Here is a 14,808-nt window from a genome sequence, read left to right on the forward strand (position 1 = left end):
CCGCCCGCCCACGATGAGCAGGGTCGGTGCTCGCACGGCGCCAAGATCGACGCCGGCCAGATCGGGGCGGCCGCCACGGGAGACCACGGCCGAGACAGCTTCCGGCTGGCGGGCCGCTGCTGGGACTGCCACGAGAAGAAGACCGAGGCCGACCGCCAGGCAGGACTGCTAGGTCGGAAGGGGGATGGGAAACGCAGCCGAGGCAAGCGGGAACCGCCGTGATCAGGCGTCCGATATGAGGTGTTCGAGGAACCAACCGCGTGCCAGCGCGGCGACCGCCTGCAGGGCGCCGGGCTCCTCGAACAGATGCGTCGCCCCGGGAACGACTTCGAGCCGTTTCTCGCCGCGGAGCTCACCGAGCGCTTCCTGGTTGAGACCGAGGACGACGTCGTCCCGCCCGCCCACGATGAGCAGGGTCGGTGCTCGCACGGCGCCAAGATCGACGCCGGCCAGATCGGGGCGGCCGCCACGGGAGACCACGGCCGAGACAGCTTCCGGCTGGCGGGCCGCGGCGACCAGGGCGGCAGCCCCGCCGGTGCTGGCACCGAAGAAGCCCAGCGGCAGCGCGGACGTCCTGCGCTCCTCCGACAGCCAGTCGGCAATGGCCACCAGGCGACCGGCCAGCAGGCCGATGTCGAAGCGCAGGTGGCCGGTCCGCATGTCGGCCTGCTCCTCCTCGGGCGTGAGCAGGTCGGCCAGCAGGGTGGCCAGGCCCGCCTCCTGGAGAACGGCCGCGACCTCGCGGTTGCGAGGGCTGTGGCGGCTGCTGCCGCTCCCGTGGGCGAAGGCGACCACACCTGTCGGTGCCTCGGGCCCAGCCAGGTCGGCGTCGAGCGTGCACCCGGGGGCGGGTATTCGAACCGCCGTGCTCACGAGAGCACCAGGCTCAGACGCCGGCGGCCGTCAGCACGAAGTCGGTCGCGAACCCGGCGAGGAGCCCGCCCAGGATGCCCCACATGAGCATCTCCTTGTGACCCATCTTCTGCGCAACGTTCAGCAGCTGGATCACCACGTACAGGATCGACCCTGCAGCCAGGGCCAGGAAGGCGACGAACAGCGTCTCGTTCACGAACGAGCGCCCGACGATGGTGCCGAGGAACGTCGGCCCGCCACCCACCAATCCCAACAGCGCAAGGAAGCCCCAGCTGGGCCGGGCCTCCTCCACGGCCAGCGGAGCCACGATGCCGAACCCCTCGGTGGCGTTGTGCAACCCGAAACCGATGATCAGGACCAGGGCCAGGCTCACCTCGTTCCTCGCCGCAGACTGCCCGATGGCAAGCCCTTCGGAGAGATTGTGGAGGCCGATGCCGACCGCGATGAGCACCGCCAGGCTCTCGCCCGAGCGCACGATCGCCTCCCGAGGCTGGGAAAGCTCGGCCACCGAGGCGGCGCCCGGTCCGTAGCGCCGGCGCGCCGCCCGCTGGCCGGCCCAGCGGTCGTAGAACACCAGACTGAGGAGGCCGACAGCCAGGCAGCTGACGAAGGTGGCGCACGAGCCGACGAACGCCCACCACGAGCCGTGGTGGTCGACGGCGGACTGGAGCGAGGTCTGCGCCGGCTCCACCGCCTTCGACAGCACGTCCCACAACAGGAAGACGAGGATCCCGATGGCGATGGCGTTGAGCAGCACCCGCAGGCTGGGGTTCACGTGCCGCAGGCGTCCGATGGGTAGGCCGAAGAAGATGGTGAGCCCGGCGATGGCACCCAGCAGAAAGACTTCACCAGCAGGCACGGCACGCTCCTGATGCGGCGGGCAAAACAGTGCTTAGGTCTCCCTAAGTCTTAGGTATACCTAATTCAGCCGTCAACTGCCACCCCCACCGCACCAAGACCCACCCTCACGGGAACAGGCCGCGGGCGGAGATGGCCTCGGCCACCCGCTCGACGGCGATCACGTACGCGGCCCGTCGCAACGACACACCGAGGGCGTCGGCCCTCGCCCATACCGCGGTGAAGGCGTTGTCCATGCTGGCCCGCAGGCGGTTGGCGACCAGGCCCTCCTCCCACGCGAAGCCCTGGCGACTCTGGGCCCACTCGAAGTAGGACACCGTGACGCCGCCCGCGTTGGCCAGGATGTCGGGCACCACGACGATGTGGCGGCGGTCCAGGACCGCGTCCGCTTCGGGCGTGGTCGGCGAGTTGGCCGCCTCGACGACGACCTTGCCCCCAAGTCGGTTGGCGGCCTGCTCGTCCACGGCGCCTTCCAGCGCCGCAGGGACCACGAGCTCGCACTCGAGCTCCCAGAGGTCGTCGGGCGCGACCGGATCGCCGCCGTCGAACCCGGCCACCGTCCCGTGGAGGTCGACGTGGGTGGCCAGCGTCGAGGTGTCGAGCCCGCCCGGGTTGTACACCGCGCCCCCCAGGTCGCTCACCCCGACGACCCGCATGCCGCCCGATGACAACAGGAACGCCAGCGGACCGCCCACCTTGCCGAACCCCTGCAGCACCGCCCGGGCGCCGACGAAGCTCATGTCCAGCTCGCTGAACGCGGCCCGCGTACAGGCGAGCACCCCCGACGCGGTCGCACCAGTGTGGCTTCGCGTGCCACCTATCGAGAGAGGCTTGCCGGTGACCGCACCAGGGTTCACACCGCCCCCCCACATCATCGACAGGGTGTCCATCAGCCACGCCATGACCCGGCCGTCGGTGTTGACGTCGGGCGCCGGGATGTCCCGGTCCGGGCCCAGGATGGGCGCGACCTCGGTGGCGTAGCGGCGGGTGACGCGCTCGAGCTCGCCGTCGGAGAATCGCCGGGGGTCGCAGCGCACACCGCCCTTGCCGCCACCGAAAGGAATGTTCACGACCGACGTCTTGAAGGTCATGTTGGCGGCGAGGGCGACCACCTCCCGGGCGTCCAGCTCGGGGTGGAACCGGATCCCTCCTTTGGCCGGGCCCCGGGTGGTGTCGTGGTGGACCCGCCAACCGGTGAACACCTCCACCCGGCCGTCGTCCATGCGCACGGGCACGGCGACCTCGAGGACGCGGCGGGGCGTGCGCAGCAGGCGGTGCACGTCCGAGTCGAGCCCGGCCAGCTTGGCCGCGTCGTCGAGTCGTTCGAGCGTGGCTTCCCAGGGATCGAAGCGCGCCATCACCTCCATCCTGGTCCACCTCGTTGCCGGGGTCGAGGGGCAGGCGGGCGCCCAGCGACGCCCGGCGCCGCCCGGGGGCGTGGGTACGCTGACGCCGATGGCGCCGGCGATCGAGACGGTCGAGATGGAAGGACACATCATCGACTCGCTGATCCTGGCCAAGGTGATGGACCTGGTGCTCGCCGCGGGCGCCGACTACGAGGTCCAGTCGGTCCACATCGGCAAGACCAATCGAGACATCAGCCGGGCCCGCATCCGGATCTCGGCTCCCAGCGACGAGGTGCTCGGCCCGCTGCTGGCCCAGCTCCAGGCCCAGGGGGCCAACCGCGTCGTCCAGGGCGACGCCGAGCTGCTGGCGGCCGACACCGACGGAGTGCTCCCGGCCGGCTTCTACGCCACGACGAACCTGCCCACGTGGGTGCGTGTCGACGGTCGCTGGGTCAGCGTGGTCAATCCCGAGATGGACTGCGCCATCGTCGTGCGCCCGGGGCCCGGCGCCGATGGCCAGGAGCGGGTGCGAACCGTCCCGATGCACCGGGTTCGGGCCGGCGACCTCGTGGTCGTGGGCACCGATGGGGTCCGGGTGGAGGCGCCCGAGCGGCCGCGGGGTGCCGGGCCGTTCGAGTTCATGACCTCCGAGGTGTCGTCGGAGAAACCCAAGGCCGTGGTCGTGGCCGAGGTGGCCGAGCGGGTCCGGCGGGAGAAGCACGACGGGGGCGGCAGGGTGCTGGCCGTATGCGGACCCGCCGTGATCCACACCGGCGCTGGCCCGGACCTGGCTCGCCTGGTCCGAGAGGGGTGGATCGACATTCTCTTCGCCGGCAACGGCTTCGCTGCCCACGACATCGAGGCCAACGTGATGGGCACGTCGCTCGGCGTCTCCATGGGCGGCGGGATGCCTGCGGACGGGGGACACGCCAACCACCTCCGGGTCATCAACGAGGTCCGCCGCTACGGCTCGATCGCCGCCGCCGTCGAGGCGGGCTACATCGACGGCGGCGTGATGTATGAGTGCGTGCGCCGCGGCGTGCCGTTCGTCCTCGCCGGCTCCCTTCGCGATGACGGCCCGCTGCCCGACGTCTACAGGGACGTGGTCGAGGCGGCCGACGCCATGCGGTACCTCGTCCCCGGCGTCAGCGTGGCGCTGATGTTGGCCTCCACCCTCCACACCATCGCGACAGGCAACCTGCTCCCGGCGGGCGTGGAGACCTTCTGCGTCGACATCAACCAGGCGGTGGTGACCAAGCTGGCCGATCGGGGCAGCCACCAGGCCCTCGGCATCGTCACCGACGTCGGGCTGTTCGTCAGCCAACTCGCCGAGCGGCTCGGTGGGACACCGGGTTGAGCCAGCTCCCGTGGGGCCGGCGCCTTCTGATGTGCCGTCCCCAGCACTTCACCGTCCTCTACGAGATCAACCCGTGGATGCACGCCGAGGTGCGCCCCGATCCCGACCGGGCGATGGAGCAGTTCGATGGCCTGATGGTGCAGCTGCAGGCCGCCGGCGCCGAGATCGAGTTGATGGAACCGGTCGAGCAGCTTCCGGATCTCGTGTTCACCGCCAACGCGGGAGTGGTCAACGGGAGTCAGTTCGTACCGGCAAGATTTCGCCATCCGGAGCGGCACGGAGAGACCGCACATGATGCGGAGTGGTTCGCCGGGCGCGGCTTCGAGGTCGAGTGGCTGCCCGACAACGTGGTGCACGAAGGCGCCGGCGACGCGCTGCCGTTCGGTCCGCAGGGCGAGCTCGTGCTGGTGTCGGCGTACAGGTTTCGCTCGGACGCCGCCTCACACCCCGCACTGTCCAAGCTGACCGGTGCGCCGGTCCGCTCGGTCGAGCTGGCCGACGAGCGGCTCTACCACCTCGATCTCACGTTCTGCCCTCTCGACGACCGGCGGGCCATGGTGGCGCCGCTCGGTCTCGATGCCTACGGGCGCAAGGTCATCGACGCCCTCGTCCCCGAGCCGCTGGTGTTGGAGGACGACGAGGCCTTGGCCTTCTGCGCAAACTCGGTGGTCGTCGGCGGCAACATCATCATGCCCTCCTGCCCGCCGCGGGTCGGTCGGATCCTGGAAGCCTGGGGCTTCGAGGTGGCGGTCGCCCCCGTCGACGAGTTCCTGATGGCCGGCGGCGCCTGCCGTTGCCTCACCCTCGCGCTCGACGTCGACCTTCGCACCGGCCTCAGCTAGCGCGGCTCAGCCCGCCACCGGCTCGACATCGAAGGCGGCCCACATGCTGGCGTAGCGGCCACCCTTGGCGAGGAGCTCCTCGTGACGGCCTTGCTCGACGACGCGACCCTCGTGCATGACCACGATGCGATCGGCGCTGCGCGCCGTGGGGAGCCGATGGGCGATCAGCAGTGTCGTGCGACCACGCGCGACCCTGGCCATGGCGCGGGCCACCCTGGCCTCCGTCCAGAGGTCGAGGTTCGAGGTGGCCTCGTCGAGCACGAGGATGGCGGGGTCGACGAGCCGGGCCCGGGCCAGGGCGATGAGCTGACGCTGTCCGGCCGACAACGCCCGGCCCCGTTCACTCACCAGGTAGTCGTAGCCCCCGGGCAGGCTGGCCACCAGCTCGTGGGCACCGACGGCCCGGGCGGCCGTCTCGACCTCGGCGTCGCTGGCCGACGGGCGCCCGTAGGCGATGTTGTCGCGGATCGTCCCGGAGAAGAGGAACGGCTCCTGCGGCACGTAGCCGAGCTGGGCCCGATAGGCGGCCAGGTCGAGCTCGGACAGCGGCAACCCGTCGATCAGGATCCGCCCACCGGTGACGTCGTAGAAGCGCGCCAGCAGCTTCACCACGGTCGACTTGCCCGCACCCGTCTCGCCGACGAGGGCGACCGTCTCGCCCGGGTCGATCTCGAGGTCGACGCCGCGCAGGGCCTCGACGCGTGACCCCTCGTAACCGAATCGGACCGACTCGAACCGCACCGAACCCTCCAGGCGTCCCGGGCGGATGGGATGGTCCGCTTCGGGAGTGGAGATCGGGATCCGCATGAGCTCACTGATCTTGACCATCGACGCCCGCGCCTGCTGCCACTGGTCGAAGGTCTGGGAGAGCTGCTGGATGGGCGAGAACAGCTGATCGAGGTAGAGCAGGAAGGCGATCAGCACGCCGACGCTGAGCTGGTGGTGGCCAACGAACCAGGCCCCCGCCCCGAGCACGAGCGCAGCGGAAATGTCGGAGAGCAGGAGGACGAACGGAAAGTAGATGGCCACGAGACGCTGGGCCCCAACCCGCGACCCCAGGTAATCGCTGGAGACCTGGCGGAAGGTCTGCTCGTTGCGCCCCTCCTGGACGTAGGCCTGGGCGACGCGAACACCGGAGAGGTTCTCCTGGAAGCTGGCGTTGACCACCGCGATCCGCTCGCGCGCCTGGGCGTAGGCGCGCCGCGAGCGCTGCCGGAACCACCACGTGCCCGCCAACAGAGGTGGGAGCACGATGAAGGTGACGAGGCTCAGGCGGAAGTCCATCACGACGAGCGCAATTGCCACGCCGACGAAGCTGAACAGGTTGACCATGGCGTTGATCAGGCCCGTCTGCAGCAGCTGGGACAGCGATTCCACGTCGGTGGTCATGCGGGTCATGATCCGGCCCGCCATCTCCCGCTCGTAGAAGTCCAGCGCCAGGCGCTGGAGGTGCGAGAAGATGCGCAGCCGCAGGGCGAACAGCAGCCGCTCGGCGGTGCGGCCCGTGTAACGGATCTCCCCCCAGGTGTCGACCCAGTCGGCGAGGACCACGACCAGGTACACGGCCGTGGCGATCGCCAGAGCCAACAGCGAGTGGGCCACGACTCCCTGGTCGATGCCCACCTTCACGAGTACCGGGCCGAGCACGGTCAAGATGGTGTCGATCAGCACCAGTCCCACACCCACCCCCAGCTGCCGGCGGAACGGGCGCACAAAGCGCCGGAACCCGAACCGCGGGTCGTGGGCCGACTCGCGCTCCACGTCCACCTCGGGACGATGGTCGGCGGGGGGAAGCGCCTCCACGGCCGCCATCAGCTCAGGCGTCGGCGCCAGCATGACGCCCTCCATTGGTCCACCGACGCTCGCTAGCGCCGGGCGTGGCGCGACCGGAGCGACGACGGCCGGCACGGGCTCCTCCAGCTCGGCCTCCCCCTCGGCCCCTTCGCCCGGTCCCGCCACCAGGCGGCGGTACTGGACGTTGCGGGCCAGCAGCTCGTCGTGGGTACCGTCATCGACCACCACACCGTTGTCGACGACCGCGATCCTGTCCGCCAGGCGCAGAGTCGAGCGGCGGTGGGCCACGAGCAGCGTCGTCCGGCCCTCCATGAGTCGCCGCAGCGTGGAGTGGATCTCCTCCTCCGTGCTGGCGTCGATCGAGGAGGTGGCGTCGTCGAGGATCAGCACCCGCGGATTGGTGAGCAGGGCCCGAGCCAGAGCGACGCGCTGGCGTTGGCCTCCTGACAGCGTCATCCCACGCTCACCGACGACGGTGTCGTAGCCATCGGGTAGCTCGGCGACGAAGCGGTCCACCTCTGCCGCCCGAGCCGCCGCCAGGACCTGCCCCTCGGTGGCGTCGGGCCGACCGTACGCGATGTTGGCCCGCACCGTGTCGGAGAACAGGAACGTCTCCTCGAACACGACCCCGATCTGGCGCCGCAACGACTCGAACGTGACGTCCCGGACGTCGACGCCGTCGACGCGCACGGACCCGCCGTCGACGTCATAGAAGCGTGGGAGGAGGAGCGCCACCGTCGACTTGCCCGACCCCGACGCACCGACCAGGGCAACCGTCTCGCCCGGACGAACGCACAGCGAGAACCCCGACAAGACGGGACGCGAGCGCATGTAGCCGAATGACACGTCGTCGAAGCTGACCTCGCCGCGCAGCTGGTGGAGGGTCTGGGCGTCGTCGCGCTCGACGACCTTCGGGTTGGAGTCGAGCAGCTCGAGGATTCTCTCGGCGCCAGCCCGGGCCTGTTGCCCGAACGACAGCAGGCCAGCCAGCATCCGCACCGGCGACACCAGCTGGAGGAGATAGGTCGAGAAGGCCAGGAAGGTGCCCAGCGTGATGTCGCCGTTGTAGGCGAGCCACCCGCCCAGGCCGAGGATCGCCACCTGGGCCAGGGCAGGGACCGCCTGGAGGGCGGCCTGGAGGCGGGCCTGGAGCCGTACCGTCCGCACCCGGGCGCCGTACAGCCGCTCGGCGACGGCTGTCAGCCGGCCCAGCTCCCGGCGCTCCTGGCCGAAGCCCTTGACCACCCGGACGCCGGTCACTGCCTCGTCGACCACGCCGGTGACGTCGGCGGCCCGCTGCTGGGCGTCCCAGCTGGCCGGGAACACGGCGCTGCGAAGCCGCCAGGCCACGACGCCGATGGTGGGGATGGCCAGCACCGCCACCAGGGTGAGGGGCGGCGACAGGAACAGCATCACCACAAAGGAGACGACGAGCAGGACGACGTTGCCGCTCACGACGGGGAGGAAGGACAAAAGGCCCTGGATGAGGCCCAGGTCCGAGCTGGCCCTGGACACCAGCTGACCGGTGTCGAGCTGGTCGTGACGGGCGAAGTCCAGGCGCTGGAGGCGCTCGAAGACCGCTGTCCGCAGGTCGAACTGGACGTCGAGAGCGACCCGTCCACCTCTGAACCGCCGGATGTAGGCGGCGCCGAAGCTCACCAGTCCGGCGCCGAGCAGCAGCCCCAGCCAGGGACCGAGGGGCTTGCGATGGCTGAGCACGACGTCGTCGACGATGACCTTCTCGACCACCGGGGTCAGGGCCTGGATGACCATACCGACGACAGCGGCGCCGAACGCCCAGGCCACGTTGCGCCGATGGTTGGCCAGGAAGGGCAGGAGTCCGCGGATCCAGCCCTTTCCGTAGCCGTCTTTCATGCCGTCCGAGGATATTCGGTGACCGTCGAACTTCAGGCTCGCTGCTTGGAGTCGTACCTCACGCAGTCGCCAGCAGCGAGGCGACGAAGACCAGGTAGATGAGGATGATGAACGCGCCGGTGTCCCGACGAAGGCCGCGGTCGCGGTAGGCGAACCCGAGCGCGAAGACGGTAAGCCCGAGATACCACCATGCAATGAGTCTCGTGTCGCCGGATGACCCGCCCAGCCCGAGCACGGCGGCCGGGAGGAGAAGACCTGCGGTGACGTTGAGCGCGTTGCTGTTGAGGGCCGTGCTCAGTACGGCCGCTCCCCGTCCACGTGACGCCAGGTACACCGCGGCCACGGCGTTGGGCAGGCTCGTGACCGCCGCCAGGACGAGCCCGCCGATCACGATCTCGGGCACGCCGAAGCGAGACCCGAGCGACGAGGCCGCCCGTTCCATGGCCACGCTGGCGACGACCACCACGACGAGCGACGCGCCAGCAAGGAGGGCGTCCCCGCCTGTTCCCCGTCGGGGCCGGATGGCGTCCTCGAGCTCGAGCTCCTCGTCGGCCACGGCAGCTCCGAGCCAGGTGATCCAGGTTCGAGGTAGCCGGAGGCGCTCCAGCCCGCTTCGGCCGGCGCCGAGCACGATCACGTAGAGCACGACGGCAACGAGGCTCAGCGCCAGCGCGACCACCACCGAGACCGCGCCCACCACGGCGGCAACACAGACCCCGGCCACCCAGATCGCCACGGCGCCGCTCAGCTCGATCACTCTTCGGTGCAGGGCGATCCGCCCGGCCACGACGGCGCCGAGCCCCAGGAGCGCAGCGAGGTTGAAGACGTTCGAGCCGATGACCACACCGGCGCCCACCTGGTGCTCGTTGTTGCTCAGGGCGGTGATGGCGGCGGTGAGCTCCGGGGCGTCTGCGGCCAGAGCCGCCACGATGCCGAGCAGCGCCTCGGAGAAACCCAGTCGCTCCCCGACCCGCTCGATCCTCGAGACGAGGAGCCAGCTGGTGCCGAGGCTGACGACGGCACCGAGGACGAAGACAATCGCGTCGACAGCCGGCGCCACCCCTGGTGTCCCGCCAGTGCTCGACTAGGCGTAGGTCCGCACGAGCTCGAGCACCGGATCGGGGCCCTCGACGCGTAGCGCCGTGTCCTCGGGGCTGGCCCGGCGGGCGGCCACGAGGCACAGTTCGACGGCGTCGCCGCGGACGATGGTGAGGATCTCGGAGTCCCCGGCAAAACGCCAGCCACCTCCGCTCGGAGCTCGGAGCTCGAACGCCACCGGGCCGGTCAGCTCGCGTCCGGCGCGGCCGAACGCGTACGGCAGCGTGCGCCAGGCCAGACGGGCGACGTGCCACAACCGGTCGGTTGCGGCCGGCATCCATCCGAACCCAGCGCCGATATCCCCGGCGTGGATCCAGGTCTCGGCGATCCGGGTGGTCGCGAGCGTGCGGGCGGAGACCTGACCGGCCACCCACTCCAGCCGCTGGTGGGGATCAGTCCCTTCCAGCCGCCGACAGAGGTCGTCGGCAGTGGCAACCCAACGGTCATGAACTTCACGTCCCGGCTGACCCCGCTCGCGAGCAACCAGGACGTCGGCACCGTCATCCACGGATCCCGTGCGACGCTGACCGCCGGCGAGGTCGTCCAGGGCCTCAGCCATCCGTCCACTGGCGCTCGCCGACGCCAGCTCGTTGGTCTGGGCCAGGTGGAGCACGACGTCAGCGACCGTCCACCCGTCGCAGCGCGAGGGTCGCTGCCAGTCGGTGTCGCCCAGGCCAGACAGCAGGTTGGACAGCTCGGCCTGCTGATCAGCGAGGGCGGCGACGATCACCTTCAACGTGGCCTCCACCGAGGGGAGTGTACCCACGCTGGCCCGTCGCAGAGCTGGGAGCCAACATGGTCGCGTGCCGGGGTGGACCTGTCCTCGATGCGGCCGACGGTTCGCCCGCGCCGGTCAGTCCCACGAATGTGAGCCGGCCATGTCGCTCGAGGAGTACTTCTCGACCGGTCCCGCGCACGAGCGCCCGATCTTCGATGCGGTGATGCGCCACGTGAACAGCTTGGGACCGGTCCACGTGGAGCCCGTATCGGTTGGGATCTTCTTGAAGCGAGCGCAGACCTTCGCCCAGCTACGGCCGATGCAGCGGTGGGTGGCGCTGTCCTTCTCGCTGCCCCGTGCCGTCCGGCACCCGAGGATCACGAAGAACGTCGTGCCGTACCACGGTCGCTACTACCACGTCGCCAACCTCCACAGCCCCGAGGAGTTCGACGACAACCTCCGGGACTTGATCACCGAGGCGTACCTCAACGCCCCAGCCTGACGCCGTTGGTCACCCAGCGAGGTATTGACATTCTAAGTGCCATATCAGTACCGTCTCACCATGGCCATCACCCCCACCCGGGAGCAGTTCGAGGCCTTCGCCAACCACGAGCGGGAGGGCGAGGTCGTGATGATCAACCTGCTCCACTTCGCACCATCTGACGTCTCGAGCCCGTCTGGGGGTGAAGACGCCTACCGCCAATACGGCAAGGCGGCGGTCAAGATGGTCGAGGACCGAGGCGGCCGGGTCGTCTGGATGGGCCGGCCCGAGCATGTGCTGATCGGCGACTCCGAGCACGATCGCTGGGACCTTGCCGTGCTGGTGTCGTACCCCAGTCGCCAGGCGTTCATCGAGATGGTCACGACGGCCGAGTACCAGGACGCCCACAGAGACCGCGAGCAGGGGCTCGATCGAACGGTCCTGCTCGGCTGCGAGCCGGTCGGGGAATGGACTGGGTCGCATGCCTGACCAGGCACCGGCCACCGGCGGCGCTCGCCGCAACATCCTGCTCATCACGACGGACCAGCAGCGCTACGACAGCTTGGGGTGCAACGGCGGCACCATCGCCCGCACCCCCGTGGCCGATCGCCTGGCAGCCGAGGGGGTCAACTACCGACGCGCCTACAACCAGAACACGGTGTGCATGCCGGCCCGTTCGACCATCCTGACGGGCCAGTACGTCCGGACCCACGGGGTCGTGGCGAACGGGATCGCTCTGCCTCCCGACGCCCCGTCGATCGCCGCCTACCTGGCGGAGCGGGCGGGGTACCGGACCGCCCTGCTGGGCAAGGCGCACTTCGAGCCCGGCATCGACCCGCAGCGCCAGTTCGAGGAGAACGCGCGCGCCGCCCGCGGTGATACCGGCCCCTGGCGCGGGTTCGAGCGGTCGATCCAGGCCATGCACATCGCCGCTTGGGGCGACTTTCCCGTTGCGCACTACGGCCGGTGGCTCGCCGAGCAGCATCCGGAGCATCTCCACAGCTTCGCCAACCTGCTCCAGGCGGAGCCCGGCGGGGACACCGACGCGCCGGAGACCAAGAACAACCCCATCCCCAGGCCCTGGTACCACACCGACTGGGTCGCCGACCTCACCGTCGACTGGCTGGCGTCGATCGGCGACGACGAGCCCTGGTTCTGCTGGATGAGCTTCCCCGATCCCCACCATCCATGGGACCCGCCCGCATCGGAGAACTACCGCGTCCCTTGGCAGGAGCTGGAGCTGCCGCCCGGCCACCCCGGAGCCGACGACGACATCCGCGCCGTGCTCTCCGGCAAGCCCCCCCACTGGCTCGCCTTCTGGGAGGGACGTTGGCCGAACGTCGAGGGAGGCCCGGCGGCGTTCGTGCCGTCCCGGCTGACCACCGACGCGCTTCGCGAGATCAACGCCAAGACGCACGTGATGAACGAGCTTGTCGACGAAGCCTGCGGCCGGGTCCTGGACCAGGTCGAGGCGCGCGGATGGACGGACACTACCGACGTGATCTTCACCACCGACCACGGCGAGCTGCAGGGAGACTTCGGCCTGCTGTACAAGGGCCCGTTCCACGTCGACGCCCTGATGCGGCTTCCCCTCATCTGGCGACCCGCTCCGGTGGCGGGGGTGACGCCCGGCGAGGTCGCCGACCCGGTCGGCCAGGTGGACCTGGCGCCGACCCTCTGCACCATCGCCGGCATCGAACCAGCCGAGTGGATGCAGGGCGCCGCTCTGCCCGTCGGTGACGGACAGACGGGGAGGGAACGGATGCTGTGCGAGTGGGACAGCCAGTTCCCCGGCTATGGCATGCACCTGCGTTCGGTGTACCGCGACGGCTGGCTCTGCACCGTCTACGAGCCGTCCACGGCAGGCAAGCCCAACGGACTCGAAGAGGTCTGGGGACCCAGGGTGCTCGAGCCTTCCTCGGTCGTGTACGAGGCCGAGCGCCAGGGTCCGGGCGGCGTCTCGATCGCGACCGGCGAGCTGTACGACGTGGCAGCCGATCCGCTGCAGTGGCACAACCGCTGGGACGATCCCGCCGTACGGACCCTCCGTGAGGACCTGATCAGCGATCTCTACGACCACCTTCCCCGTGAGGTGCGCTCGCTGCCGGTCTCGGCGCCCGCGTGACACTGGGTACGAGCGAGGTCGACGGCCGGGCTCAGCGGTCGGCCCGCAGTCGCGAGGCTGTCGTGGACGCAATGCTGGACCTGCTCGAGGAGGGGTCGTTGCGACCCGGGGCAGCCGAGATCGCGGCACGAGCCGGGGTGTCGGTGCGGACGGTGTTCCGCCACTTCGAGGACCTCGAGCAGCTCTTCGCCACGGCGACGGCGCATCAGGGGATGCGCATCGGCCCGCTCCTGTTGGCCGCGCCGCCCGCCGGCTCGAGGGCCGGCCGGGTCGCCGCCCTGGCGAGCCATCGCGCCCACCTCTACGAGCGGATCGGGCCGGTCCGCCGTGCTGCCCTCCGCCACGAGCCGTTTCACCAGGCCGTACGCGAGGGCCTCGCCCAGGTCCGGCGGCTCCTACGCCGACACCTCCTGGCCACGTTCGGTCCGGAGCTCGAATCGTTGGACGGGACGGATCGGACCACCCTGGTCGCCGCCCTGGAGACGGCGACGAGCTTCGCGGCGTGGGACAACCTGCGGGTCGAGCAGCGCCTGTCGGTTCCCCAGTCCCGGACGGCCCTCACGACCACCGTCGAGGCCCTGCTGGAGCGCTGATGGGGACCCCGATCGACTGCCACGTCCATCCCTCGACCGCCGAGTACCTCGGGGGTTCCATCGGCCCGTACATGGACGACCTCTGCCACCACTTCCGTCTCGACATACCTGTGCGGAGCGTCGAGGAGATGGCGGCCGACTACGAGGGGATGCGCGGTGTGCTCCTGGCGTGGGACGCCGAGACCGCCACGGGTCGCCCGCCGGTCACCAACGACTGGGTGGCAGACGTGTGCCGCCGTTATCCCGAGCGCTTCATACCCTTCGCCTCGGTCGATCCCTGGAAGGGCGAGGCGGCCGTCGCCGAGGCCCGACGGGCGGTGAACGAGCTGGGCATGAAGGGCTTCAAGTTCCAGCAGGCGGCGATGGCCTTCGTACCTTCCGACGAGCGGTTCTCGCCGCTGTGGGAGGAGATCTCGGCCCTCGGCGTGCCGTGCCTGTTCCACGTCGGCACCACGGGCATGGGCGCGGGGACGCCCGGCGGGTCGGGCTTCCAGCTCGACTTCGTGCGCCCCATCCACATCGACACCGTGGCGGCCAGGTTCCCCGCCCTCACGATCATCTGTGCGCACCCGGCCTTCCCCTGGCAGCTGGAGATGAACGCCATCGCTCTCCACAAGGCGAACGTCTTCACCGACCTGTCGGGGTGGGCCCCCCGGTACTTCCCGCCCGAGCTCGTTCGGGAGGTCGGAGGCCGGCTCCAGGACAAGACCCTCTTCGGGACCGACTACCCCTTCATCCTGCCGGAGCGCTGGCTACGGGAGTTCTCGGACCTCGGCCTCAGCGATTCCGTCAGCGAGAAGGTGCTGTGGGGCAACGCCGAGCGCCTGCTCGGGCTGTGACATGGCGGG

The 14,808-nt window shown here is 70.1% G+C and carries 14 protein-coding genes; 8 read left to right on the forward strand and 6 right to left on the reverse strand.

Annotation, left to right across the window (positions count from 1 at the left end):
• Window positions 1-222: hypothetical protein (locus VGF64_04970; protein ID HEY1634088.1), on the forward strand; the 222-nt coding region annotated here is incomplete at its 5' end.
• Here the strand turns inward: VGF64_04970 and VGF64_04975 are convergent.
• The 3 genes from VGF64_04975 to VGF64_04985 all read right to left on the reverse strand — a co-directional run bounded on the left by VGF64_04975 (window position 223) and on the right by VGF64_04985 (window position 3,098).
• Window positions 223-873 (reverse strand): dienelactone hydrolase family protein, encoded by a 651-nt coding sequence (locus tag VGF64_04975; protein HEY1634089.1) that lies wholly within the window; start codon window positions 871-873, stop codon window positions 223-225. It abuts the gene before it with no gap.
• Between the two features lie 13 nt (window positions 874-886).
• Entirely contained in the window at window positions 887-1,732 is an 846-nt protein-coding gene (locus VGF64_04980) for a ZIP family metal transporter (GenBank protein ID HEY1634090.1), read from the reverse strand.
• Between the two features lie 106 nt (window positions 1,733-1,838).
• A complete protein-coding gene (locus VGF64_04985) occupies window positions 1,839-3,098 on the reverse strand; it encodes a Glu/Leu/Phe/Val dehydrogenase (protein HEY1634091.1) in 1,260 nt (419 codons plus the stop codon).
• Between VGF64_04985 and VGF64_04990 the strand changes: the two genes are divergently transcribed.
• On the forward strand, window positions 3,061-4,434 hold the full coding sequence (locus VGF64_04990) for a TIGR00300 family protein (protein HEY1634092.1): 1,374 nt from the start codon (window positions 3,061-3,063) through the stop codon (window positions 4,432-4,434). The two genes, VGF64_04985 and VGF64_04990, sit on opposite strands and share 38 nt — an antisense overlap.
• On the forward strand, window positions 4,431-5,276 hold the full coding sequence (locus VGF64_04995) for an arginine deiminase-related protein (protein ID HEY1634093.1): 846 nt from the start codon (window positions 4,431-4,433) through the stop codon (window positions 5,274-5,276). Before VGF64_04990 ends, VGF64_04995 begins: the two co-directional genes overlap by 4 nt.
• 6 nt (window positions 5,277-5,282) lie before the next feature.
• Here the strand turns inward: VGF64_04995 and VGF64_05000 are convergent, their stop codons facing one another.
• From VGF64_05000 to VGF64_05010, 3 genes are read right to left on the reverse strand one after another with little or no spacing between them, the layout of a single operon-like run.
• Window positions 5,283-8,945 carry an ABC transporter ATP-binding protein gene (locus VGF64_05000; GenBank protein HEY1634094.1) on the reverse strand — a complete coding sequence of 1,221 codons (3,663 nt, stop codon included), beginning with the start codon at window positions 8,943-8,945 and terminating at the stop codon, window positions 5,283-5,285.
• 58 nt (window positions 8,946-9,003) lie between these two features.
• Window positions 9,004-10,005: a hypothetical protein gene (locus tag VGF64_05005; protein ID HEY1634095.1), complete on the reverse strand. Its 1,002-nt coding sequence runs from the start codon at window positions 10,003-10,005 to the stop codon at window positions 9,004-9,006.
• A gap of 24 nt (window positions 10,006-10,029) precedes the next feature.
• Window positions 10,030-10,791 carry a maleylpyruvate isomerase family mycothiol-dependent enzyme gene (locus tag VGF64_05010; protein ID HEY1634096.1) on the reverse strand — a complete coding sequence of 254 codons (762 nt, stop codon included), beginning with the start codon at window positions 10,789-10,791 and terminating at the stop codon, window positions 10,030-10,032.
• 130 nt (window positions 10,792-10,921) lie between these two features.
• Between VGF64_05010 and VGF64_05015 the strand changes: the two genes are divergently transcribed.
• The 5 genes from VGF64_05015 to VGF64_05035 are packed head-to-tail and all read left to right on the forward strand — an operon-like array spanning window position 10,922 to window position 14,799.
• On the forward strand, window positions 10,922-11,263 hold the full coding sequence (locus VGF64_05015; protein HEY1634097.1) for a DUF5655 domain-containing protein: 342 nt from the start codon (window positions 10,922-10,924) through the stop codon (window positions 11,261-11,263).
• Between the two features lie 60 nt (window positions 11,264-11,323).
• Window positions 11,324-11,731, forward strand: a complete 408-nt coding sequence (locus VGF64_05020) for a DUF1330 domain-containing protein (protein HEY1634098.1) — start codon at window positions 11,324-11,326, stop codon at window positions 11,729-11,731.
• On the forward strand, window positions 11,724-13,367 hold the full coding sequence (locus VGF64_05025) for a sulfatase-like hydrolase/transferase (GenBank protein ID HEY1634099.1): 1,644 nt from the start codon (window positions 11,724-11,726) through the stop codon (window positions 13,365-13,367). Before VGF64_05020 ends, VGF64_05025 begins: the two co-directional genes overlap by 8 nt.
• A complete protein-coding gene (locus VGF64_05030) occupies window positions 13,364-13,960 on the forward strand; it encodes a TetR/AcrR family transcriptional regulator (protein HEY1634100.1) in 597 nt (198 codons plus the stop codon). The genes VGF64_05025 and VGF64_05030 overlap by 4 nt, the downstream gene beginning before the upstream one ends.
• Complete coding sequence (locus VGF64_05035) at window positions 13,960-14,799, forward strand: amidohydrolase family protein (protein HEY1634101.1); 840 nt, start codon at window positions 13,960-13,962, stop codon at window positions 14,797-14,799. The genes VGF64_05030 and VGF64_05035 overlap by 1 nt, the downstream gene beginning before the upstream one ends.
• Window positions 14,800-14,808: the final 9 nt, after the last annotated feature.

The organism is Acidimicrobiales bacterium (assembly GCA_036491125.1).
Taxonomy (GTDB): domain Bacteria; phylum Actinomycetota; class Acidimicrobiia; order Acidimicrobiales; family AC-9; genus AC-9.

Bases quoted from the DNA above. Each gene is read 5' to 3' on its own strand.
- VGF64_04985 (HEY1634091.1), bottom strand. From the start codon at position 3,098: ATGGAGGTGATGGCGCGCTTCGATCCCTGGGAAGCCACGCTCGAACGA.
- VGF64_05000 (HEY1634094.1), bottom strand. From the start codon at position 8,945: ATGAAAGACGGCTACGGAAAGGGCTGGATCCGCGGACTCCTGCCCTTC.
- VGF64_05015 (HEY1634097.1), top strand. From the start codon at position 10,922: ATGTCGCTCGAGGAGTACTTCTCGACCGGTCCCGCGCACGAGCGCCCG.
- VGF64_05020 (HEY1634098.1), top strand. From the start codon at position 11,324: ATGGCCATCACCCCCACCCGGGAGCAGTTCGAGGCCTTCGCCAACCAC.
- VGF64_05025 (HEY1634099.1), top strand. From the start codon at position 11,724: ATGCCTGACCAGGCACCGGCCACCGGCGGCGCTCGCCGCAACATCCTG.
- VGF64_05035 (HEY1634101.1), top strand. From the start codon at position 13,960: ATGGGGACCCCGATCGACTGCCACGTCCATCCCTCGACCGCCGAGTAC.